At 58.9% G+C, this 22,362-nt stretch carries 24 protein-coding genes; 15 read left to right on the plus strand and 9 right to left on the minus strand.

Going from position 1 to position 22,362, the window contains the following annotated elements:
* Positions 1 to 4 precede the first annotated feature (4 nt).
* From K3J57_RS02565 to K3J57_RS02590, 6 genes are all read left to right on the plus strand, one after another.
* On the plus strand, positions 5 to 880 hold the full coding sequence (locus tag K3J57_RS02565; RefSeq protein WP_173485280.1) for a F0F1 ATP synthase subunit gamma: 876 nt from the start codon (positions 5 to 7) through the stop codon (positions 878 to 880).
* An 18-nt stretch (positions 881 to 898) separates the two neighbouring features.
* Positions 899 to 2,323 carry a F0F1 ATP synthase subunit beta gene (gene atpD, locus K3J57_RS02570; RefSeq protein WP_259776674.1) on the plus strand — a complete coding sequence of 475 codons (1,425 nt, stop codon included), beginning with the start codon at positions 899 to 901 and terminating at the stop codon, positions 2,321 to 2,323.
* Positions 2,324 to 2,381: 58 nt separating this feature from the next.
* Positions 2,382 to 2,789: a F0F1 ATP synthase subunit epsilon gene (locus K3J57_RS02575; protein WP_055188438.1), complete on the plus strand. Its 408-nt coding sequence runs from the start codon at positions 2,382 to 2,384 to the stop codon at positions 2,787 to 2,789.
* Positions 2,790 to 3,002: 213 nt separating this feature from the next.
* On the plus strand, positions 3,003 to 3,512 hold the full coding sequence (locus tag K3J57_RS02580; RefSeq protein ID WP_259793867.1) for a DUF6985 domain-containing protein: 510 nt from the start codon (positions 3,003 to 3,005) through the stop codon (positions 3,510 to 3,512).
* 198 nt (positions 3,513 to 3,710) lie between these two features.
* Positions 3,711 to 4,913: an MFS transporter gene (locus K3J57_RS02585; protein ID WP_259796968.1), complete on the plus strand. Its 1,203-nt coding sequence runs from the start codon at positions 3,711 to 3,713 to the stop codon at positions 4,911 to 4,913.
* A gap of 55 nt (positions 4,914 to 4,968) precedes the next feature.
* Positions 4,969 to 5,319: an H-type lectin domain-containing protein gene (locus K3J57_RS02590; protein WP_259786234.1), complete on the plus strand. Its 351-nt coding sequence runs from the start codon at positions 4,969 to 4,971 to the stop codon at positions 5,317 to 5,319.
* Between the two features lie 195 nt (positions 5,320 to 5,514).
* On the opposite strand, the gene K3J57_RS02595 is transcribed toward K3J57_RS02590, so the two are convergent.
* Entirely contained in the window at positions 5,515 to 6,528 is a 1,014-nt protein-coding gene (locus tag K3J57_RS02595; RefSeq protein WP_055188444.1) for a ribose-phosphate pyrophosphokinase, read from the minus strand.
* A gap of 104 nt (positions 6,529 to 6,632) precedes the next feature.
* Between K3J57_RS02595 and K3J57_RS02600 the strand changes: the two genes are divergently transcribed.
* Both K3J57_RS02600 and K3J57_RS02605 read left to right on the plus strand, forming a co-directional pair.
* The gene (locus tag K3J57_RS02600; RefSeq protein ID WP_259776677.1) at positions 6,633 to 7,232 is read left to right on the plus strand and encodes a 2-hydroxychromene-2-carboxylate isomerase; all 600 of its coding nucleotides are present in this window, start codon (positions 6,633 to 6,635) and stop codon (positions 7,230 to 7,232) included.
* A gap of 7 nt (positions 7,233 to 7,239) precedes the next feature.
* Positions 7,240 to 8,067, plus strand: a complete 828-nt coding sequence (locus tag K3J57_RS02605; RefSeq protein ID WP_259796970.1) for an alpha/beta fold hydrolase — start codon at positions 7,240 to 7,242, stop codon at positions 8,065 to 8,067.
* A gap of 30 nt (positions 8,068 to 8,097) precedes the next feature.
* Here the strand turns inward: K3J57_RS02605 and K3J57_RS02610 are convergent, their stop codons facing one another.
* The 6 genes from K3J57_RS02610 to K3J57_RS02635 form a co-directional block, all read right to left on the minus strand.
* Positions 8,098 to 9,147 (minus strand): threonine aldolase family protein, encoded by a 1,050-nt coding sequence (locus K3J57_RS02610; protein WP_259796971.1) that lies wholly within the window; start codon positions 9,145 to 9,147, stop codon positions 8,098 to 8,100.
* Positions 9,147 to 9,599, minus strand: coding sequence for a YcgN family cysteine cluster protein (locus K3J57_RS02615; RefSeq protein ID WP_259796972.1), 453 nt, complete (start codon positions 9,597 to 9,599; stop codon positions 9,147 to 9,149). Before K3J57_RS02615 ends, K3J57_RS02610 begins: the two co-directional genes overlap by 1 nt.
* A 4-nt stretch (positions 9,600 to 9,603) precedes the next feature.
* Positions 9,604 to 9,900 (minus strand): Dabb family protein, encoded by a 297-nt coding sequence (locus tag K3J57_RS02620; RefSeq protein ID WP_055188455.1) that lies wholly within the window; start codon positions 9,898 to 9,900, stop codon positions 9,604 to 9,606.
* On the minus strand, positions 9,897 to 10,850 hold the full coding sequence (locus K3J57_RS02625) for a bifunctional riboflavin kinase/FAD synthetase (protein ID WP_259793876.1): 954 nt from the start codon (positions 10,848 to 10,850) through the stop codon (positions 9,897 to 9,899). The genes K3J57_RS02620 and K3J57_RS02625 overlap by 4 nt, the downstream gene beginning before the upstream one ends.
* Positions 10,851 to 11,018: 168 nt before the next feature.
* On the minus strand, positions 11,019 to 11,456 hold the full coding sequence (locus K3J57_RS02630; RefSeq protein WP_173485290.1) for a MaoC family dehydratase: 438 nt from the start codon (positions 11,454 to 11,456) through the stop codon (positions 11,019 to 11,021).
* Between the two features lie 116 nt (positions 11,457 to 11,572).
* Positions 11,573 to 12,448: a TIGR01459 family HAD-type hydrolase gene (locus K3J57_RS02635; RefSeq protein WP_259796973.1), complete on the minus strand. Its 876-nt coding sequence runs from the start codon at positions 12,446 to 12,448 to the stop codon at positions 11,573 to 11,575.
* Positions 12,449 to 12,566: 118 nt separating this feature from the next.
* Between K3J57_RS02635 and K3J57_RS02640 the strand changes: the two genes are divergently transcribed.
* Positions 12,567 to 13,358, plus strand: coding sequence for a M48 family metallopeptidase (locus K3J57_RS02640; RefSeq protein ID WP_259786241.1), 792 nt, complete (start codon positions 12,567 to 12,569; stop codon positions 13,356 to 13,358).
* A gap of 73 nt (positions 13,359 to 13,431) precedes the next feature.
* Here the strand turns inward: K3J57_RS02640 and K3J57_RS02645 are convergent, their stop codons facing one another.
* A complete protein-coding gene (locus K3J57_RS02645) occupies positions 13,432 to 14,352 on the minus strand; it encodes a manganese-dependent inorganic pyrophosphatase (RefSeq protein ID WP_259786242.1) in 921 nt (306 codons plus the stop codon).
* A gap of 239 nt (positions 14,353 to 14,591) precedes the next feature.
* Between K3J57_RS02645 and K3J57_RS02650 the strand changes: the two genes are divergently transcribed.
* The 6 genes from K3J57_RS02650 to K3J57_RS02675 all read left to right on the plus strand — a co-directional run bounded on the left by K3J57_RS02650 (position 14,592) and on the right by K3J57_RS02675 (position 20,859).
* The gene (locus tag K3J57_RS02650) at positions 14,592 to 15,185 is read left to right on the plus strand and encodes a DUF2161 domain-containing phosphodiesterase (RefSeq protein WP_375542829.1); all 594 of its coding nucleotides are present in this window, start codon (positions 14,592 to 14,594) and stop codon (positions 15,183 to 15,185) included.
* Positions 15,186 to 15,257: 72 nt separating this feature from the next.
* On the plus strand, positions 15,258 to 16,364 hold the full coding sequence (locus K3J57_RS02655) for a cytochrome-c peroxidase (protein ID WP_259793898.1): 1,107 nt from the start codon (positions 15,258 to 15,260) through the stop codon (positions 16,362 to 16,364).
* Between the two features lie 218 nt (positions 16,365 to 16,582).
* Entirely contained in the window at positions 16,583 to 16,870 is a 288-nt protein-coding gene (locus K3J57_RS02660; protein WP_173485296.1) for a co-chaperone GroES, read from the plus strand.
* 41 nt (positions 16,871 to 16,911) lie between these two features.
* On the plus strand, positions 16,912 to 18,561 hold the full coding sequence (groL, locus tag K3J57_RS02665) for a chaperonin GroEL (protein ID WP_259793908.1): 1,650 nt from the start codon (positions 16,912 to 16,914) through the stop codon (positions 18,559 to 18,561).
* Positions 18,562 to 18,810: 249 nt separating this feature from the next.
* Positions 18,811 to 19,917: a DUF8173 domain-containing protein gene (locus K3J57_RS02670; protein ID WP_259796974.1), complete on the plus strand. Its 1,107-nt coding sequence runs from the start codon at positions 18,811 to 18,813 to the stop codon at positions 19,915 to 19,917.
* Positions 19,918 to 20,097: 180 nt separating this feature from the next.
* Positions 20,098 to 20,859 (plus strand): alpha/beta fold hydrolase, encoded by a 762-nt coding sequence (locus K3J57_RS02675; protein WP_259793913.1) that lies wholly within the window; start codon positions 20,098 to 20,100, stop codon positions 20,857 to 20,859.
* Positions 20,860 to 20,995: 136 nt separating this feature from the next.
* On the opposite strand, the gene hemN is transcribed toward K3J57_RS02675, so the two are convergent.
* A complete protein-coding gene (gene hemN, locus K3J57_RS02680) occupies positions 20,996 to 22,351 on the minus strand; it encodes an oxygen-independent coproporphyrinogen III oxidase (RefSeq protein ID WP_259796975.1) in 1,356 nt (451 codons plus the stop codon).
* Positions 22,352 to 22,362: the final 11 nt, after the last annotated feature.

A 22,362-nucleotide genomic window follows, 5' to 3' on the forward strand; every position in this document is an offset into this window, starting at 1 on the left:
AACGATGCCCAACCTTAAGGACCTCAAAAACCGGATCGAAAGCGTGAAATCCACGCGGAAGATCACGAAGGCCATGCAGATGGTGGCCGCCGCAAAACTGCGGCGGGCACAGGAAGCTGCCGAAGCAGGTCGTCCCTATGCAGAACGGTTCAACGCCGTTCTGGGTAGCCTGGCGGCCGCCTCGGCCGGGGGCAATGCCCCTGCGCTTCTGGCAGGCTCGGGTTCCGATCAAGTCCACATGCTTGTGGTCATGACCGCCGAACGCGGCCTCTGCGGTGGCTTCAACTCGTCGATCGTAAAGATGGCGCGTGCAAAGGCAGCTGAGCTGACGGCCAACGGCAAGACGGTGAAAATCCTGACGGTCGGCAAAAAAGGCCGCGAGCAGATGAAGCGTGATTTCGAAGACCAGATGGTAGACCATGTGGATCTCTCGGCTGTGCGCAACGTCGGCTATGCCAACGCACAATCCATCGCCCATGACCTCATCCATCGTTTCAACGAAGGTGAGTTCGACGTGGCGACGATCTTCTACAACAAGTTCGAAAGCGTGATCAGCCAGATCCCGACCGCGACGCAGGTCATCCCGGCCAGCTTCGACGCGCCTGAAGAGGGTGCGGATGCATCGGTGGTCTATGATTACGAACCGTCGGAAGAAGGCATTCTGAAAACGCTGCTGCCCTCGGGCGTGGCCACCCAGATCTTCTCGGCGCTTCTGGAAAACGCGGCGTCAGAACAGGGCGCGCGGATGTCCGCCATGGACAACGCAACCCGCAACGCTGGCGAAATGATCGACAAGCTGACCATCGAGTTCAACCGCTCGCGTCAGGCTGTGATCACCAACGAACTTATCGAAATCATTTCGGGCGCCGAGGCGCTCTAAGAAATCGGAGAAACGACAATGGCAAATGCAAAAGGTAAGATCACCCAGGTGATCGGCGCCGTTGTAGACGTTCAGTTCGAGGATGCCCTTCCCGAAATTCTGAACGCACTCAACACCGACAACAATGGCAACAAACTGGTTCTGGAAGTGTCGCAGCACCTCGGTGAAAACACCGTGCGCTGTATCGCTATGGACGCCACCGAAGGTCTGGTTCGCGGCGCCGCCGTGGAAGACACCGGCGCACCGATCTCGGTTCCGGTTGGCAACGCCACCCTGGGCCGCATCCTGAACGTGGTTGGCGAACCCGTGGACGAAAAAGGTCCGGTTGAAGCCAAAGAATACCGCGCCATCCACCAGCCTGCTCCTGAATTTGACGAGCAAGCCACGGAATCGGAAATCCTCGTCACCGGCATCAAGGTGATCGACCTGCTCGCCCCCTACTCCAAGGGTGGTAAAATTGGTCTGTTCGGCGGCGCCGGCGTGGGCAAAACCGTTCTGATCATGGAACTCATCAACAACATCGCAAAAGTGCACTCGGGTTACTCGGTGTTTGCGGGTGTTGGCGAACGGACCCGTGAAGGCAACGACCTTTACTGGGAGATGATCGAATCGAACGTTATCAAGCCGGACAACCTGGAAGAAAGCCAAGTGGCCCTGGTTTACGGTCAGATGAACGAACCTCCGGGGGCACGTGCCCGTGTTGCTCTGACCGGTCTGACCCTGGCTGAGCAGTTCCGCGACCAGTCCGGGACCGACGTTCTGTTCTTCGTCGACAACATCTTCCGCTTTACCCAGGCGGGTTCCGAGGTGTCGGCCCTTCTCGGCCGTATCCCCTCCGCTGTGGGTTACCAGCCGACGCTGGCCACCGACATGGGTGCGATGCAGGAACGCATTACCTCGACCAAGCAAGGCTCGATTACCTCGATCCAGGCCGTCTACGTTCCCGCGGATGACCTTACCGACCCGGCTCCGGCCACCACCTTTGCTCACCTCGACGCCACGACCGTTCTGTCGCGTGCGATCTCTGAGCTCGGCATCTACCCGGCTGTGGACCCGCTCGACTCGTCGTCGCGGATCCTCGACCCGCAGATCGTTGGTGAAGAGCACTACAAGGTTGCAAACGACGTTCAGCAGATCCTCCAGCGCTACAAGTCGCTGCAGGACATCATCGCCATCCTCGGCATGGACGAACTGTCGGAAGAGGACAAGCTGACCGTGGCCCGTGCCCGTAAGATCCAGCGTTTCCTCTCGCAACCCTTCGACGTGGCAAAAGTGTTCACCGGCTCGGACGGTGTGCAGGTTCCGCTCGAAGACACGATCAGCTCGTTCAAGGCTGTTGTGGCTGGCGAATATGACCACCTGCCCGAAGGCGCCTTCTACATGGTTGGCGGCATCGACGAAGTGATCGCCAAAGCCGAGAAAATGGCCGCTGACGCCGCTTAATCGGATGCGCGACGGGGTGGGGCAACCCACCCCCGACCATCCTGAAAGGAGACCCTAAATGGCAGATACGATGCAATTTGATCTGGTGTCGCCCGAGCGCAGCCTGGCTTCGCTCAAGGCAACCGCCGTTCAGCTGCCCGGGGCAGATGGCGACATGACGGCCATGCCGATGCACGCGCCGACCATCACCACGCTGCGTCCCGGCATCGTCAAGGTGGAAAGCCCCGAGGGCAACGCCGAATATGCCGTGACCGGCGGCTTTGCGGAAATCACCGCAGAAGGCACCTCGGTTCTGGCCGAACGCGCCGTGCCGGTGGCTGAAATGACCCAAGAGGTTGTTGACAGCTTTGTGCAGGACGCCGCCAACGCGACGGAAAACGCCACCGCCGAGAACCTCGACGAACTGGCCAAACGCACCGTCGACATCGCCGCCATGGCCAGCGAACTGGGCCTTTCCGCCCGCTAAGCCAAACGGCCCCCGGAGACCCCGGCAAAGACAAAGAAACCCCGCCCAAGTGGCGGGGTTTTTTGTTGGGCGGCCTACACGAATGTGTATTTTACGCCGCACCCGTGAAATCTACTCCATTTTCTCCGCGCCATATATTGGCCCAGTTCGTCGGATATCTCGGCTTTAAGCTAAGTTGAATATCGATCACGTTTTGAGGTGAGGATCCTGATTTTGAACAAGCAAGAAATTATGCACCTGCTTAATGATACCCGGCAGGAATTTGTCCATCTCAGAACCAATGGACAAGTAAAACTACCATTCATACCCGGCTCACAGATGAGTGTTCAGTTTGACCCATCCAATATCTCAATCAATGAAGTAGCGGATGCCGTTGGTGCAATTTCTGCGCGCCGTATCGGGCGGCAAAAAGAAGCAGAAAAAGCCCTGTTTCGGTTATGCATGCAGTCGTTTGAGGATTGCGAGGAAGACTTTGAAACGCCCCAGAAGCAGTTGGATTGGGAGGCGGAACAAACGGCTGCATTTGATGCACCGAAAGTGCCTAGAAGGCGGCGTGACATTTGGAAGCTCGTCAGATTTACGACCATTCAAGTGGAAATATCAACGGACCCTGCGCCTTTTTCCGGGACAATTGTGTCGTTGTTTGCTGAATGTGCTTGGGATGGGGAGCATGGGGTCGCATTACATTACACCTCCGGCAAGCGTTTGATCAAAGCAGGGTGAGCGAGGTTATAAAAACACTGGGCGGAGTCACAGTTTTTCTATTTTGCCCCCCTGCAAAACTTTAAACTTTCCCCTTCCACCCCCCTAAAAACTTTAAAGTTTCGCCTTCCCGGCCCCTCAAAACTTTAAAGATTGCAACCCGCGCGGCTTCCGGTCAGAACTTGACCCATTGGTTAAGATTTCCCGCTGGACCCTCAAATGAAAAGTCGCGCTGCCCTCTGGTTTATCCTCGCCACCCTGTTCCTTGATGCGATCGGGGTCGGGATCGTGTTTCCGATCATGCCGGACCTGATGGAAAAGGTGGGGGCGGGCAGCACTGCGGACGGGGCGTTCTGGGGCGGCATTCTGATGGCGTCCTATGCCGGGATGCAGTTCCTGTTTGCGCCGATTATCGGTGGTTTGTCAGACAGTTACGGGCGGCGTCCGGTGCTGCTGCTGGCCCTTGTGGCCCTATGTGTGGACTATGTCATCATGGCGCTGTCGACCACGTTTATCTGGCTCTTGATTGGTCGTGCCATGGCGGGGATTGCCGGGGGGACCTATATCACCGCCACGGCCTATCTTTCGGACATTTCGAAACCCGAGGAGCGCGCGGCGAATTTTGGTCTGATTGGCGCAGCGTTCGGCATCGGTTTTGTCATCGGGCCCGCCATCGGTGGGGTGGTGGCCAGCTGGCATATCACCGCCCCGTTCTGGCTGTCTGCGGCCATGGCTGGCATCAATGTCCTGTTTGGAATTTTCGTTTTGCCAGAAAGCCTTAGCAAGGAAAAACGACGCAGCTTTGTGCGCCGGGACCTCAATCCGTTCAGCTCTATTCTGGATGCGTTCCGCCTGCCGGGGCTGGGGCTTCCGCTGATCCTTCTGTTCCTGTTTGAGTTTGCCAATATGGTCTATCCCACCCTCTGGGCATTCTGGACCCGCGAGGTATTTGGTTGGGGCACGGCGCTGATCGGCCTGACACTGGCGGCCTATGGGATCGGGATCACCTTTACCCAGGGCGTGGTGATGCGGTTCATGATTCCACGCTTTGGGGAGTTTAAAACACTCATCTTTTCAATAAGTTGTGCAATAACTGCCTTTGTTGCCTTTGGCCTGACAGCAAGTGTGATGGTGATGTTTTCCTTCCTTCTGGTCGCGGCCCTTTCGGATATGGCGCCACCGACCATGACGGCGCTGATGGCCAATCGCGTGGCCGAGGACCGGCAGGGATTGCTGCAAGGGGTCATCGCCTCTCTGGGCTCGATTTCCGCCGTGATTGCCCCTATGGTCATGACCGGCATGTTCCAGTTTTTCGCCACCGAAGAGGCGGTTTTTTACCTGCCCGGTGCGCCGTTTCTGTTCTCGGGCCTGATTGTGATCGTAATCTTCCCCCTCTTCTTCAGATTGCGCAGAATGCCTTGAAAACGCCTGAATTCTTTGGCTTATTGGCATGAAAAGGAAATTTTCAGGTTCAACCATGAGGACATTTGATCGCAACTTATTGGGCGTCGAACAGGGCAGTCGCGTTCTGTTTTCCGATTTTGAACATGACGGCGACATGTGGACCGGAGAGGGACCGCGAGAGTTCCGCGCGTCGGTCAGCTTCAATGGGCGTTTTGCCGAAGTGCCGATCGTGCAGGTGAGCATGTCCATGTGGGACATGTCCTGCAACACCAATCTCCGGGCGGATATCTGTGCTGAAAACGTCACCCATGAAGGGTTTGAGATCGTGTTCCGGACCTGGGGGGACACGAAGGTCGCCCGCATCCGTGCCGACTGGCTGGCGATGGGGCCGATGCCGGATCCGGACAATTGGGATGTCGAGTAGCCCCCTGCCGCGTAAAGCATTACGGGACCAGCCGGAGACACAGGGTATTCCCGACACGCCCGCATCATTGATAGCTCGTGCCGCAATTCGATTTTCCCTTTGTGGGGGGAAAACGAAAGGCTTTCGGTGGAATGAAAAAAGGGCCCTGACGGGCCCTTCTGTTTGAACAAAACTCTTTCAACGCCTTGAAAACGCTCAGGTATACATGCCTTCGTAAAGCGGTTCCAGCGTGTCATGGTCAAAGAGTGACGAAACCGACATGCCGCCCCAGATGTTCTGGATGGCTTGCGCAAAGATCGGTGCGGTGGGCACGATGCGGATATTCGGTGCGTTCTGCACGGCCTCGGTGGGTTGGATCGAATCCGTGATCACCAGTGATTTCATTACCGATTTGGTCACGCGTTCCACCGCCGGCCCGGACATGACGCCATGGGTGATATAGGCATGCACTTCGCTGGCGCCCTGTTCGATCAGAACCTCGGCCGCCTTGCACAGGGTGCCTGCGGTGTCACAGATGTCGTCGACAATGATGCAGCGTTTGCCGGTCACATCCCCGATCACGGTCATTTCAGCCACTTCCCCGGCCTTTTCGCGGCGCTTGTCCACGATGGCAAGCGGGGCGTTGATGCGTTTTGCCAATTCGCGGGCGCGGGCCACACCGCCCACGTCGGGTGAGATGACCATCACCTCGTCGAGGCAATCCTTGAAATGGTGTTTCACGTCGAGGGCAAAGACCGGGCTGGCGTAAAGGTTGTCCACCGGAATATCAAAGAAACCCTGGATCTGGGTGGCGTGCAGGTCCATGGTCAGCACCCGCTCGATGCCCGACTGGGCGATCAGGTTTGCCACCAGCTTGGCCGAAATCGGTGTGCGGGCCTTGGTGCGGCGGTCCTGACGGGCATAGCCGAAATAGGGGATCACGGCGGTGATGCGGGCGGCGGAGGAGCGGCGCAGCGTGTCCGAGATGATCAAGAGTTCCATCAGGTTGTCATTGGCCGGGTTCGAGGTCGGCTGGATGATGAACATATCCTCGCCGCGAACGTTTTCGTAGATCTCGACAAAGACCTCCTGATCGTTGAAACGTTCGACGCGGGCATCCACCAGCCCCACACGTTCGCCGCGATGAAGCGACATGCGTTTGGCAACAGCCTTGGCCAGCGGTTGGTTGGCATTGCCAGAGATGAGTTTCGGTTCGGTGATCGACGGCATGGTAGCTTCCCCAAGTGGCCCGTATGACAGAATCGTGACGATGATCTCCCTTACCACCCGCACAGATTCCTTTAAACAGGTTGCAGGAAAGAGGAGGGATTATTTTGGCCCATATCGACTATTATTTCACGGTTCTGTCACCCTGGGCCTATCTGGCCGGGGCGCGGCTGGAGGAGATTGCAGCACGGCACGGGGCGGGCATCACCTACAAACCGATGGACATTATGGCGATTTTCGAGCGGATGGGCGGGCAGAAACCGGCAGACCGCCATCCCAGCCGAATGGACTATCGGATGCAGGAGCTGAAACGCTGGTCGGCAGAGCTGGGGATGGAGATGAACCACACGCCCGCTTTCTGGCCAACCAATCCCGCCCCCGCCTCCTACGCGATCATTGCGGCTGCGAAAGCGGGCGGTGGTGATGTGGGGGCGCTGGTGCAGGCCATTTTACGGGCCACCTGGGCCGAGGAAAAGGACATCGCTCAAGATGAGGTGATTGGGGATGCGCTGGAGGCCCATGGCTTTTCACGCATGTTGACCATGACCGGGATGCTTGACGGGGCCGAAACCTATGCCTCCAACACCGAGGATGCGGTGAAAGCGGGCGTGTTCGGGTCGCCCTTCTATGTCACCGATGATGACGCAAGGTTCTGGGGGCAGGACCGTCTGGTCCAGCTTGACGCCCATCTCGCCGCCCGCTCATAAGCGAGGCATGAGCAAAGAGAGTTTTTCGGGCACACAAACATTTTGGACACGCATGGGGCAGGGCAGTCGCGAGGCGCTTTTGCTGCATTGTTCGCTGGCCCATTCCGGCGCATGGCGTGGTGTGGCCCGCCTGCTGGATGATGACCTGTCGATGCTGGCACCGGATCTGCCGGGCCATGGGCAAAGCGGGGATTGGGATCCGCAGCGGGACTATACCGCGCAGGCGGTAGATGCGGTTCTGGCGCTTCTGGACCGTGCGGCCACCGGTCCCGTTGATCTGGTTGGGCACAGCTTTGGCGCAGTGATTGCGTTGCGCGTGGCACAGATTGCCCCCGCAAAGGTGCGCAGCCTGACCCTGATCGAACCGGTCCTGTTTGCGGCCGCAAGGGGACAGGAGGTGTTTGACACGCTGGATGGCTTCATGAACGGGGCTTTTGCCTCGGCGTTCCATGCAGGAGACCGGATCGAAGCGGCGCGTCTGTTCCACGGGCTTTGGGGTGGTGGCACCCCGTGGGAGCGGCTGCCGACCATTCTGCGCGACGATATGGCGGCGCGGATCCATCTGATTGTCGCCTGCGCCCCGGTGACCGGGGACGACCTTTATGGTCAGGCAGCACCCGGTGCGCTTGAGGCGCTGACAATGCCGTGCCTGCTGATCGAAGGCGCGCAATCCCCGCCGATTGTCGCAGCCATTCACGACGTCTTCGAGGCCCGCCTGCCGGACGTTCGGCGGATCGTTGTCGAGGGGGCAGGGCATATGGCACCAATTTCCCACCCGCAACAGGTTTCTGAGGAGATCAGGCGACATCTTGAGCGTGCGTCAGTTGGGGGCTGATCCCCCATCAGGACGTGTCCGCCGGGGGTGTTATCCCCGGATCAGCGACAGAAACTGGTCGACATTTTCATCCGTTGTGGCCCAGTTGGTGACAAGGCGCGCCTCCAGCGCCTCATCTGGGTCATCCCCGGCAAGGTCGTCATTCCAGACATAGTAGGCTGCCCCTGCCTTGTGCAGTGTCTGGTGGGCGCGGCGTGACCAGCGCGCAAAGCTGATATTTGCCTCAGGCTCATAGATGTAGGACGTGCCGTCGATCTGTTTTAACCCCCGTGCCAGACGCGCATTGGCAGCGTTTGCGTGCGCCGCCAGATCCAGCCAGAGATTGTCTTCGAGATAGGCCAGCATCTGTGCCGACAGGAACCGGTGTTTTGAGAAAAGATGTGCTCCGCGTTTGCGGCGCAATTCAAATTCCCAGGCATGTTTGGGGTCGAAGAAGATCACCGCTTCCGCCCCCATGCAGCCGTTCTTGGTGCCGCCGAAGCTGACTGCGTCAATGCCTGCTTTCCAGGTCATGTCAGCGGGTGAACAGCCGAGTGCCACCAGCGCATTGGCAAACCGTGCACCGTCCAGGTGGGTGGCGAGGCCGTAGTCTTTTGCGACGGATGTCAGCGCCGCGATCTGGGCCACGGAGTAAACGGTGCCACGCTCGGTCACATTGGTCAGCGATACCGGGCCGCGCTGCGGGCCATGCACGCCACGGGTTTCTTCCTTGGCGATGCTGGTGCGCAGGCTGTCCGGCGTCATTTTCGCGTCCACAGAGGGCACAAGGGTGAGTTTCGCGCCACCGGAATAGAACTCTGGGGCGTTGCATTCGTCTTCGTGGATATGCGCCTCACCAGTGCAGAAAATGGTCTCAAAAGGCTGGGCCAGGGTGGCCAGCGCCAATGAGTTCGCCGCGGTGCCGGTGGCAACCAGATAAACGGCCGCCTCGGGGGCTTCGAACAGGTCACGAATACGCGCAGTAACCTGTGCATTCAGGTCATCCGCGCCATAGGGCATGGCGTAGCCATCATTGGCGGCGGTCAGGGCTGCAAGGATGTCCGGATGAACCGGGCCGGTGTTGTCAGAGGCAAAAAACATCAGTGTGGCTCCTCGATCAGGTGATCTTCCCATTCTTCTTCCGGGACGTCGAATTCCGGGATGGTCCAGCCTTTGACCGAGCGGCCCTCCGCGTGCATCCGTTCCGCCCCGCCCGCAATCAGCGGATGCCAGTCGGCAAGGGGCTTGCCTTCATGGCGCAAGCGATAGGCGCAGGACGCGGGCATGAAATAGGCAATTTCGGCGATGTTCCGGCGGCTCAGCACAATGCATTCCGGAACGAAATTCAACCGGATGTCATATTGGGCGCAACGGCAGGTGTCATTGTCCAGAAGGCGGCAGGCAATGCGGGTAAAGACCACTTCGCCACTTTCCTCATCTTCCAGCTTGTTCAGGCAGCATTTCCCACATCCGTCACACAGGGCTTCCCACTCGTCAGGGGTAAGATCCTGCAGCGGGCGCTCCCAGAATTTCTTGCGCAAAGCGGCAGCCATCCGGTCAGCTCTGACCGGTCAGGAAATCAGCCGACATGCGCAGATCCCGCAACGGGCGGACCTTGTCGATGCTGGCCTGATAAAGGGGATGGGCCTTGAAGGCGGCCAGCTGCGTTTCATTGTCAAATTCGCCATAGACCACGAAGTCCGGGTGTGTGCCGGGGATCGGGTCCGTGGCCAGATTACGTCCGACTTCAAGAAAGCGCTTGTGCGGGATGCCCTGCAACAGGTTCAACCCGTCAAAGATCTGATCGCGATATTTCGCCTCGCGCGCAGTGAAGAACACGACATGCCGGATCATGTATCCCTCCGTTTGCGCGCAGCCAGAATGTCACGCGCGGTATCACAATCGGCGTTCATCTGGGTGATCAGCGCGTCCAGATTGTCAAAGACCCGCTCCGGGCGCAGATATTCGATCAGCGCCACCGACAGGTGCTCACCATAGATGTCGCCTTTGAAATCAAACAGGAAACTTTCGATATTGGGCAGGTTTTCCCCGAACATCGGGCGGGTGCCCATTGAGGCGGCGCCCCCGTAAGTGCCCTGATGCGGACCGGTGAGAATATCGACCTCAACCACGTAGACACCGAATTTCGGCGGATGTAGCCCCGCAATAGACATGTTTGCAGTCGGATATCCCAGATCCCGACCGCGCTGATCGCCCCGGATCACCTCACCCTCGATCCGGTGCAAATGTCCCAGCATCCGTGCCGCATCCTGCGGGCGGCCCTCGCTCAGTGCCTGACGGATCGCGGTGGAGCTGACCTCCCGACCGGCATCCTCCATCAAAGGCGCAATGGTGACACCAAAGCCAAGCTCCTGCCCAAGGGCCACCAGATCATCAGCATGACCCGCGCGCCCCTGACCAAAGCAGAAATCCGCGCCAACAACCACATGGGCCAGCCCCAGACCGTCAACAATCACGTCCTGTGCAAATTCACGCGGTGTGAGGGCGGACAGCGTGTCGTTGAAGCTGAGCTCATAAAGCCGCTCGACCCCCAGCTTTTCCAGCCGGTGCGCACGCGCCTCCGATCCCATCAGCCGAAATGGCGGGGCCTTGGGGGCAAAATACTCGCGCGGATGGGGTTCAAAGGTCATGACCCCAAGCGGAGCACCAGACTGGGCTGCCGCCTTGCGGGCAATGTCGATCACATATTGATGGCCCAGATGGACGCCATCAAAATTGCCAATCACCGCGGAAGCACCACGGTCTTCAGGGGCAATAAACTGATAGTCTCGAACGATGCGCATGAGGCTGCATTACCGCTCCCGCCGCGCCTGTGCAACCCCGGTGATCAGCTCGGATGTCAGCAAATCTGCACCACTGCTTCTTCTTGGTGCAAATACTCCGGGGTGAGCCTCAGAGAGGCGAGGGGCAGAGCCCCTCTTTGCCGGGCTTTCCGGATGTTGGTCCTGCTGTCATCCACGCTTCGGGGCAAGCACTTTGGCCTCGCCGGTCAGAACCGGCTTTCCGTCCACCAGGCATTCGGTCTTGAGGGTGGCACGACCTTTTGCCGGGTCCACCTCCATCACCGTTACCTCTGCAGTGACCACATCACCGGGACGCACCGGCGCTTTGAAGGCAAGGTTCTGACCAAGGTAAATTGTGCCATGACCGGGCAGTTGCTCACCAATCACAGCCGAAATCAATCCGGCGGTCAGCATCCCGTGGGCAATGCGGCCCTTGAACATGGTGTCCTTGGCATAGTCGTCATCCAGATGCACCGGATTGCGGTCGGTGGACACTTCGGCAAATAGCTCGATATCGCGATCGGTCACTTCTTTGGTGAGGGTGCGGCACATGCCGACTTCAAGCTCGTCTGCGTGGATGGTGCCACGGGTGATCGTGTCTGACATGGAATTCCCTTTGCTGTCCTTTGATTGCCATTCGGCGAGTAACAAAAGGACGCGCCCTGCGCCCTGCGCGCAACAATATTACTTTGCGACCGCAGAAAGCAAGGGGGGAATTTTTGTCAGCGCAAATACCCGATGGCAAAGCTGGGGCTGATTTGTTCATCTGCAACAAATTGCGCCAGCTTCACCGGGTCAGGCTGCGTCAAGGTGCCGGTTTCCTCGCGGGCCAGCCCGCCGGTGATGAACAGAGAGTCGATATCCTCTCCCAATGCACCACGAATATCGGTGTGGATGCCGTCGCCAATGGCCAGAATGCGCGCATTGGAGATGTCGTGCCCTTCGGCCAGCATGCGGCGGCGGGCGAGGTCGTAGATGGGCGGGTGGGGTTTCCCGAAATAGAGGCTCTCCCCCCCCATTTCCGTATACATGCGCGCCACGGCGCCCGCGCACCATTCCCGCGCCTCGCCACGGTCGACGATAATGTCCGGGTTGGCGCAAAGCAGCTTCGCCCCCATCTGTTTCGCCATCATCAGATCCGCGCGCCATGTGTCCGGATCTGCCATCGGGTCGAACGGCCCACAGCAGACGATGCCCTCTGCCTCTGCCACCGGAACGCGGGTGATCTCAACCGGGGTGTCAATCACCTGCATCGGCTCAAAGAACCCGGCATCGCGTTCCCATTCGCCCATGAAAAACACCTTGTTGCCCACAGCCCCGGTGAACATCGCGGCGCGCGCGCTGTCGCCCGAGGTGGCGATCGTGTCGTAGCAATCCGAAGGCACTCCGAATTCCGGCAATTGTGCTGCGACGCCCGCACGCGGTTTGGGAGAGTTGGTCACCAGCACCACAAAACCGCCGCCCGCACGATAGGCGCGCAGCGCGGCCACCGCCTCGTCAAAGGCCGTGATGCCATTATGCACACACCCCCAGAGGTCAACGAACATCGCGTCGTAGTTTGCAGAAATCTCGGACAGGGCGGTGATGATACGGGGCATGGGGATCCTTTTCGCTTATGGGCGGGATATGCCAAAACAAAGCTGGTTTGACCATGAATAATCGCTAAATCATATCAGAGTTTGGTGCATTGCGTTGAGTTTTGAGAGGGGAGTGGCCATGGTGTCCAGCTTTGCATTCGGGTGTTGTCTGCGCAAACTGGTGATCGTGTCAGCGGTGGTTCTGGCGGGTTGCACGACGACAACCGAAGTCCCAAAGACGCGGCAGAGCGATCAAACGCAGGCGCAGGAGCTTTATCATGCGGCGCAATATGAAAACGTGGGCAAACTGTCACGCAGTGCCGCGCTGGCCCGGTTCAAGCGGGTGATGCCGCGGGTGCGCCATGCGGGGGTGCGATATTGTCAGAAGGTGCGCCCGGGCGGAAACACCGCCTTTTGCAATGTTGATTTCGGGATTGATGCAACGCTGAAAGACCCCAACGCCTATTTCACTTTCGACAACGGGCGACCCATTGTGCGTGTGTCTGTGCCGCTGCTGCAGGAAAGCGGGTCGGATGATGAAGTCGCCTTTGTGCTGGGGCATGAATATGGGCATATGCTCGGCCAACATATCCAGAAGTCGGTGCAGCAGGCGCAGGCTGGCGCGTTGATCCTGGGTGCGCTGACGGCTGCGGTGGGTGCAGATGTCACAGCGATTGAGGCCAGCATGGATCTTGGCGCCGCCATTGGTGGGCGGGCCTATTCGCAGGATTATGAGCTGGAGAGTGACGTCCTTGGCGCGCGTATTGCCTATGCGGCGGGCTATGACCCGGTCAAAGGGCTGCAGTTCTTTACCCGCGCTTCAGCACAGGGCGCTCAGGGGCAGGGAGGGTTTTGGTCCACCCACCCCGCAGATCGTCGCCGCGTGGAAACCGTTCTGGCCGAGGTGGAACGGATCAAGGCAGGGCGGTGATCGAACGGATCTGGCCCAAAAGAAAAAGGCCCGCGACAGGCGCGGGCCTTTTGAGTGTTCCGACGGGCAGTGATTACACAGCCAGGTTCGGGATGATCTGTTTCTTGCGGCTCATGATGCCGGGCAGGACCACGGTGTCGCCCTCGACGGTGGCGCCAAAGCTTTTCTCGGCCACGCCTTTCACCAGGTCGTTCGGCACGAACAGGGTGGCCTCTTCGTTCAGGATGTCGACGACAAACAGCAGCACCTGATCCAGCCCGTCTTGCTTGGCGACCTCCGGCATGGCGGCGACCAGTTCCTCTTTGCGGTCGAGGATCATTTTCGGCGCGGTTGTTTCCAGCACACCTACGCGGAACTTCACCCCGTCCACTTCGTATTCTTTCGAATCGAGGCGGCAAAGCTCGGCTGCGGTGAAGGCGGAGACGTCCGATTTCGCTTCGAACATTTCAGACGCATAGGCCGAGATGTCGATGCCCAGATCGGCGGCCAGTTTTTCGGTCACTTCACGGTCGTGATCGGTGGTGGTGGGGGAGCGGAATTCGAGCGTGTCCGACAGGATGCAGGTCAGCGCGGCGCCCTTGATATTGTCGGGCATCTTGGCGGCGTCATCGCCCATCAGGTCGATCATGATGGTGGCGGTGCAGGCCAGCGGACGGATGGTGATGTCGATCGGACCTTTGGTCTCCAGGCCGCCGACCAGCTTGTGGTGGTCGATAATGGCCTGCACATCCGCGCCGTTGATGTTGGCGGGCAATTCGGCGGGGTTGTTGGTATCAACCACCACACAGGGCTGGCCGTCGGCCACGTCTTCGATGATCTCTGGCAGGTCAAATCCCCAGCGTTCAACCATGAACTGGGCTTCGGTATTGGGGGTGCCAAGAAGAACGGGTTTGGCCTCAACGCCTTTCACTTCGTTCAGGTACCAAGACCAGATGATGGGCGAACCGGTGGAGTCGGTGTCGGGGGATTTGTGGCCGAAAACAAGCGTGGTCATGTGTTCATTCCGTCTTTGCAATAAGGGATTTGCGGGCCTTATACGGGCGTTGTCTGGGCTTGTCACCCGTGTTGGCGCTGACAGGGCGAGGGATTGTGATTTTGGTTGACGATTGGGCCGGATGGGCATTTCCTAGAAAACCAGAAAACTAGTTTTCTGGTTTTGTTGGGGGTGGAAGGCAGGTGGGCAGGATATCCGAAACCGATCTTTATCTGCCGGTCAAGGCCTGGCTTGAAGGGATGGGATATGGGGTGAAGTCCGAAGTTGCCGGGGCGGATGTGGTTGCGCTGCGCGATGGCAGTGACCCGATGGTGGTGGAGCTGAAAGCCGGGTTTTCCCTGACCCTTCTGCAGCAGGCTGTGGCGCGTCAGGCTATCAGTGATCATGTTTATGTGGCGGTGCCGCGCTGGTCTGGGCGGTCTGGGTGGCGCGCTTTCAAGGGAAATATCGGTCTGTGCCGCCGACTTGGGCTGGGGGTTCTTTCGGTGCGCCTGACAGATGGGTTTGTGCAACTTCATTGTGATCCCGCGCCCTTTCTTCCCCGTAAATCCAAAGTGAAATCGGCGCGGCTGTTGGGGGAATTTGTCCGTCGTGAAGGGGACCCCAATATGGGGGGGACCAATGGCAAGATTGTCACGGCCTATCGTCAGGATGCCGAGAAACTAGCGGCTCATCTGGCTGAGCATGGGCCGATGAAAGGGGCGGATCTGGCCAAGGCGACAGGCGTGGAAAAAGCAACGACCATGATGGCGGCGAACCATTATGGCTGGTTTGAACGGGTTGAGCGGGGCGTTTATGGGCTGAGCGATGCGGGGCGGGTTGCATTAAGTTGACTATTTTGATCAGGATCAATTCCCTCCCTACCGTTTCCAAGGTAGGGAACAGGAATGTAACAGGAGTTTTCCATGCGCCGCCTTGCCTTTCTGATCAGTCTGATCGCCGCCACACCTGCCGCCGCCTTTGATACGCTGGAAGCGTTGGGGGAGGCGTTGTTTTTTGACGTTAACCTGTCGAAGAACCGCACGCAAAGCTGCGCCACCTGCCATGACCCCGAGGTTGGATTTGTCGATCCGCGCGGCCCGGTGTCGCTGGGCGATGATGGGGAAAGCCTGGGCGGGCGCACCGCGCCGACAGCGGCTTATGCGATGATGACACCAGAATTTAGTCAGCTCGACGAAGGGGCCTGGGTTGGTGGCATGTTCTGGGATGGGCGGGCTGCGGATTTGGCCGAGCAGGCCGGTGGCCCGCCGCTGAACCCGATTGAAATGGGAATGCCCGACAAGGCGTCTGTTGTGGCGCGCCTACGGGAAAACGCCGCCTACGTCAGCAGCTTCAAGGCGCTCTTCGGCGAGGAAATCTTTGCTGATGACGCCGCCGCCTATGGGGCGATGACCCAATCCATCGCGGCGTTTGAAAAGACCGATCTGTTCGCCCCGTTCGACAGCAAATATGATCGTTTCCTGCGAGGTGAGGCCAAATTGACCGATCAGGAAGAACTCGGACGGGTTTTGTTCTTTTCGCAGCAATTTACCAATTGCAACCAATGCCACCAGCTGCGCCCGTCCCCGATTGCGGCGGATGAGACCTTTTCGAACTATGAATACCACAATATCGGCACGCCAAAGAACCCGGCCCTGAAGGGGTTGTTGGGGCCAACCGGTGTCGATGGCGGGTTGATCCAGAACCCTGATGTGGTGGATGGCAAAGCCTCGGGCCGGTTCAAAACACCAACCCTGCGCAATGTGGCTGTCACCGGACCTTACATGCATAACAGCGTGTTTGAAGATCTGCGCACCGTGGTGCTGTTTTACAATCGCTACAACACCACCGATCCCGCGCGTCAGATCAACCCGGAAACCGGCAAACCCTTTGGCAATCCGGAAATCCCGATGAACCTGGCCAATGATATCCTGACCGATGGGCCGGCACTGGATGACAAGCGCATTGATGCCTTGGTGGCCTTCCTGAAAACATTAACGGATAAGAGGTATGAGCCCCTTCTGGAAGAGTGAGGGCCGCGTCCCTATATCTGACCCTCCGGATGTCCAAGCTTCATTCTGAAGCCAGCGGCGGCGTGACCTTGAATTTTCTTGCGACCCCCTGTTGACAGCCCGGATATCCATGCCTAACTGTTTCGCCGTTAGCACTCTCCGAAGGTGAGTGCCAAAGCGCCGGTCATAATGGGCCGCGCGCAAAACGGAAACGAAACTGAGCTTAGGGAGCCTCAGAAATGGCATTTACTCCGCTGCATGACCGCGTTCTGGTCCGCCGTGTTGAAAGCGACGAAAAAACCGCTGGTGGTCTGATCATCCCCGACAGCGCCAAAGAAAAACCCGCAGAAGGTGAAGTGATCGCCGTGGGTGAAGGTGCACGCAAGGACAGCGGCGAGCTGATCGCACCCGCCGTGAAAGCTGGCGACAAGGTCCTGTTCGGCAAATGGTCCGGCACCGAAATCACCATCGATGGTGAAGAACTGCTGATCATGAAAGAAAACGACATCATGGGCATTCTGTCCTGATCGTCTGACCAGATTTACCAAGAATTCTAGGAGCAAGCATAATGGCTGCTAAGGACGTAAAGTTCGATACCGATGCCCGCAACGCAATGCTGCGCGGCGTGAACATTCTCGCTGATGCTGTAAAAGTGACCCTCGGCCCGAAAGGCCGCAACGTGGTTCTGGACAAATCCTTCGGTGCCCCGCGCATCACCAAAGACGGTGTGTCGGTTGCCAAGGAAATCGAGCTGGAAGACAAGTTCGAAAACATGGGCGCGCAAATGGTGAAAGAAGTCGCCTCGCGCACCAATGACGAAGCTGGCGACGGCACCACCACCGCAACCGTTCTGGCCCAGGCGATTGTTCGCGAAGGCCTGAAGCAGGTTGCAGCTGGCCTGAACCCGATGGACCTGAAGCGCGGCATCGATCTGGCGACGGCCAAGGTTGTTGAAGCAATCAAAGCTTCGGCTCGTGACGTGAAAGACAGCGACGAAGTTGCGCAGGTTGGCACCATCTCGGCCAACGGCGAAGCCGAAATCGGCCAGCAAATCGCAGACGCGATGCAAAAAGTTGGCAACGAAGGCGTGATCACCGTCGAAGAAAACAAAGGTCTGGAAACCGAGACCACCGTTGTGGAAGGCATGCAGTTCGACCGCGGCTACCTGTCGCCCTACTTCGTGACCAACCCGGACAAAATGATTGCTGATCTGGACGACTGTCTGATCCTGCTGCACGAGAAGAAACTCTCGTCGCTGCAGCCGATGGTTCCGCTGCTGGAGCAAGTGATCCAGTCGCAAAAACCGCTGCTGATCATTGCAGAAGACGTGGAAGGCGAAGCGCTGGCCACTCTGGTTGTGAACAAACTGCGTGGCGGCCTGAAAATCGCAGCCGTTAAGGCTCCGGGCTTCGGCGATCGTCGCAAAGCCATGCTGCAGGACATCGCGATCCTGACCGGTGGTCAGGTGATCTCGGAAGATCTGGGCATGAAACTTGAGTCCGTCACCATGGACATGCTGGGCACCGCCAAGAAGATCGAAATCACCAAAGACGAAACCACCATCGTTGACGGTGCCGGCGAGAAAGCCGAGATCGAAGCACGCGTTGCCCAGATCCGCGCTCAAGCTGAAGAAACCTCGTCGGATTACGACCGTGAGAAACTGCAAGAGCGCGTGGCCAAACTGGCTGGCGGTGTTGCCGTGATCCGCGTTGGCGGCATGACCGAAGTGGAAGTGAAAGAGCGCAAAGACCGTGTGGACGATGCCCTGAACGCAACCCGCGCTGCTGTGCAGGAAGGCGTGATCGTTGGTGGCGGTGTTGCTCTGGTTCAGGCTGGTAAGGCTCTGGAAGGGCTGGAAGGCGCGAACTCGGACCAGAACGCCGGTATCGTGATCGTGCGCAAGGCTATCGAAGCCCCGCTGCGTCAGATCGCTGAAAACGCAGGCGTCGACGGCGCTGTTGTGGCTGGCAAAGTGCGCGAGTCGGATGACACCTCGTTCGGCTTTAACGCTCAGACCGAAGAATATGGCGACATGTTCTCGTTCGGCGTGATCGACCCGGCCAAAGTGACCCGGACCGCTCTGGAAGATGCGGCATCGGTTGCCGGCCTCCTGATCACCACCGAAGCCATGGTTGCTGACAAGCCGGCCAAAGACGGTGGCGCCGGTGCTGGCATGCCCGATATGGGCGGCATGGGCGGCATGGGCGGCATGATGTAATCTGAATTTCCTCTGGAAATTCAGGTGCCGCAGGCAAGTGGTCGTCAGGCCAGTTTGCCGAGCCAAGAAAAATAGGGAAATGGCGGTCTTTTGGCCGCCATTTTCTTTTGCGTTTCAGCGGGCAAGAAATTTCACATTCCCTCTTACAAGTTTCTTATTAGCAGCCTATGTTAATGCGCATAACATCCAACTTTGGCGGGGACAGCCATGTTTCGACCTTTTCTGATAACCCTTCTTTCCTCACTGCTCGTGATCACGGCACTGCCCTCGCGCGCGCAGGAGGTCTATCGCTTTGGAGATGACGCCTATATTGCAGGTGACAATGTAGCCCTGTCGGGGGAGGCGGTGGACGATGCCTTTGTCGTCGGCAACACCGTGCTTATTTCCGCCCCGGTGCAGGGCTCGGCCCATGCCGGAGGGCGCTCCGTCTCAATTTCGGCACCGGTTGGCCAGAATGTCTATGCCGCCGGGATCAATGTGAATGTCTCGGCTGAGGTTGGTCGGGATGCACAGCTTGCCGGGGATACCGTCCTCGTTGCGGCCCCGGTTGCCGGGGATCTGCGGGTGGCAGCACAGCGGGCCGAAATCACCGCAAATGTGGGCGACAGCGCGCTTGTCGCAGCGGAGAACATCCTGCTCACAGGGGTGATCTCGGGGGATGCAAGCTTTGCCACCGACAATATCTCCTTCGGGGAAGGTGCCCGGATTGATGGCACGCTTTACCTTTTTTCAGAAGATCCGGATGTGATCCAGGTGCCGGAGCATGTGGTTGCCGCCGACCGCGTTGAGCGCCATGCCGAAGCCGAGTTTGATGGGTCTGCAGATCCAAAAGGTGGGGCCAAGGCAAAGCCCGCTTCCGGGTCAGGCTGGTTTGCTTCTGTCATGAACACGGTCGGGTCCATCCTCGTGCTGGCCGTGCTGGCCGGCATCGTGGCCTATTTCGCGCCTGGGTTCCTGATGGCCCTGCGCGACAGAACAATTGAAAGCCCGTTTCGCGCGATGTGGATGGGGCTTTTGGCAGTGTCGGCCCTGACCGGGACCGTGTTTGTGCTGGGGGCAACAGGGTACGGGATCCTGTTGGCGCCGTTCACGCTGCTTGCTGCGGGCCTGCTTGCCGCCGCTGGCTATGTCATCGGCGCCTACCTGCTGGGGGTCTGGGTGGTCAAACTGGCGGGCCAGCCTCTGCCGGTGACATTTGCAGAACGCGCGGTGGCGGCCCTTTCCGGTGCGGCTGTCACCACCATTCTGGCGATGATCCCGGTGATCGGGTGGCCGCTGGTGCTGGCGGTGACGCTGGCCGGGGCAGGGGCCCTTGTAATCCGCTGGGTGGCGCCGGGCTTCTACACGGAAGTCTGAGCCGCTGGCCCACGGCGCCCTTCTCAAATGCGATGAAAGGCCCCCCAATTGATTTCGTTCTCACCCTGGAGACAGGACGTCCGAAACCAACTGGGGGGCCTCTGAGGTTTGGCGGCGCAAATTGGCGCAGTTGCGCATCCCGCCCTCGCAATCACGCCGCCTCCTCCCTAAATAGTGAGCATGTCTGGTTCGTTTCTACCTGTTCTGACCCTGTCCCTGATGGCTCTCACCGCCTTTGCCCCGCCCGCACGTGCGGAGTGTGTTGTGCTGTTGCATGGGCTTGCCCGCGGTCCGTCCTCCCTCTGGGTGATGGAAGAGGCGCTGGAGCTTGAGGGGTATCAGGTGGTCAACTTGGGCTATCCGTCGACCGAGGCCAAAATTGAAACCCTTGTCGCGCAAGCGATCCCTCCGGCGGTGCAGGCCTGTGGAGCGCAGAAGATCAATTTCGTAACCCATTCCATGGGCGGCATTCTGGTGCGGGTCTGGTTGCAGGACAATCACCCAGACAATCTGGGGCGCGTCGTGATGCTGGCCCCTCCCAATCAGGGATCGGAACTGGTGGATGCCTTTGCGGATCTCGAACCGTTTGAGTGGATCAACGGTCCGGCGGGGCTTGAACTGGGGACAGATCGGGGCTCAATACCCAATCAGACTGCCCCCCCGGATTTTGAGCTGGGGATCATTGCCGGCAACCGCTCGCTCAACCCGATTTATTCGTCGCTGATCACGGGTGAAGATGATGGCAAAGTGTCGGTTGAAAACACCAAGGTAGAGGGCATGACGGATCACATCGTCATGCCGGTGACCCATACGTTCATGATGACCAATCCACTGGTGATTGCACAGGTGCTCGCGTTCCTGAAAGAGGGCACATTCGCGCATGGTCTGACCCTTGGGGCCGTGATCGAACAGGTGGCCCGAGAGTCCGGCTACATCGACTGACCCCGATCGTGCTGGAAGAGGGAAAGCCCGATTGATGGGGTAGGCCGCGCCCATGGCACTCGCCAAATGAAAACGCCAAATGAAAAGGGCGCTCCCTGATGCAGGAGCGCCCTAAAATGTTTCGGGATGAGTGGCCTCAGACCGCCTGACTGTGGCCCGCCTCGTTCATCTCATAGGCATCGAAGTAGCGCGCAATGATCCGGGCCAGCGGATAGGCTTCCTTGCGGATCAGCATCTTGCTGCCCTCAAATTCAAGCGTCTCCGGCATTGCTTCGTCCAGCCCGTCGGCCATGGCGGCAAGGCGTGCAGGGTCGTCGTTCAACTCTTCTGCCACCTGCGCGAAATCAACCTCGAAATCGCACAGCAACAGTTCAATGATCCGGCCACGCACCCGGTCTTCGTGATCGAAGGCATGCCCCTTGGCAGTGGTCAGCGTGCCCGCCCGCGCCGCGGCCTGGTATTTCGAGGTGGCCGGTTCGTTCTGCGCATACCCCTGCGGGTAACGCGAAATCGAGCTGGCACCAATCCCGATCAGCACTTCCGAGCTGTCTTCGGTGTAGCCCTGGAAGTTGCGGCGCATCGTGCCTGCCTTGTGAGCGGTGGCCAGCCCGTCGCCGGGTTTGGCGAAATGGTCGATGCCAATCTCGTCAAATCCTGCTTCAAGGAACAGGTTGCGGGCCGTGTTGAACAGCTCCAGACGCCCCTCGGGGGTTGGCAGGGCATCGGTTGGGATTAGGTTCTGACGGCGCGCCATCCAGGGCACGTGGGCATAGCCAAACAACGCCACCCGGTCAGGGGCAAGGCTGATCAGTTTGTTCACCGAGTCGGTGATCCGGGCCTCGTTCTGATGAGGCAGGCCGTAAAGGATATCCATGTTCAGGCTGGTGATGCCGCGCTCACGCAGGCCATCCACGGTGTCCTTCGTGATTTCATAGCTTTGCGGGCGGCCAATGACCTCCTGGATCATCGGATCGAAATCCTGCACCCCGATCGAGGCCCGGTTCATGCCCGCCTCAGCCAGCGCATCCAGACGTGCACCATCCACCTCTGAGGGGTCGATCTCGACCGAGAACTGCGCCTCATCCGCCAGGGGCATGGTGTCGAGAATCGCTGCCGTCAGTTCGGTGATCATCTCAGGCTGCAGCAAGGTGGGCGTGCCGCCGCCCCAGTGCAGGTGCTCGATCTTGACGCCAGGGGCCACAATGCCCTTCAGGGTGGCAAGCTCCTGTTTCAGCGTATCGAGATAGGCGCGCACCGGCTCTGCCGTGGCCGTGCCCTGGGTGCGACATGCGCAAAACCAGCACAAACGACGGCAAAACGGGATATGCACGTAAAGGGAAACCGTGTCACCTGAGGGGATCGCCTTGATCCAGTCGGCAACAACCTCCGGCCCGAAGCCGGGTTTGAAATGCGGGGCCGTCGGATAGCTGGTGTAACGGGGGACACGAGCGTCAAAAAGTCCGAGGCGTCTGAGTTGCGTAAGTGTCTGCATTCCAGTAGCGT

The sequence above is a fragment of the Aliiroseovarius crassostreae genome, from assembly GCF_025137635.1.
Lineage (GTDB): Bacteria > Pseudomonadota > Alphaproteobacteria > Rhodobacterales > Rhodobacteraceae > Aliiroseovarius > Aliiroseovarius crassostreae.